We start from the raw sequence: 434 nt of genomic DNA on the forward strand, positions 1-434 counted from the left end.
AGCACCACGGGTGGCAATTTCGAGCAGTTGACCCCAAGCACCACCCCGGCCGTTACGACGATCACCGATTCGATCGACAACACCGGGCTGACGCTCACCGCCGACAACACCATTACCGAAGGCGGCCAGATCACCTACACCGCGACGCTGAGCAACCCGGCCGGCACGCCGATGACTGTCACGCTCAGCAATGGCGCCGTGATCAACATCGAAGCTGGTAAAACCACCGGCTCGGTGGTGGTCGATACCCCGGCCAATGACGTTTACAAAAACGGCAGCACCGTCAGCACCACCATCGAAAGCACCAGCGGCGGCAATTTCGAACAGCTGACCCCGAGCACCACCCCGGCGGTCACCACGATCACCGATTCGATCGATAACACCGGGCTGACGCTCACTGCCGACAACACCATTACCGAAGGTGGCCAGATCAC

1 protein-coding gene is annotated in these 434 nt (G+C 60.8%); it reads left to right on the forward strand.

All coding sequences use genetic code 11. The features are described 5' to 3' along the window. Positions 1 to 434, forward strand: a 434-nt coding sequence (locus AC1RJ3_RS24920) for an immunoglobulin-like domain-containing protein (protein WP_493081054.1), incomplete at both ends; no start/stop codon positions are given.

The sequence above is a fragment of the Pseudomonas sp. GW822-FHT04C11 genome, assembly GCF_058800905.1.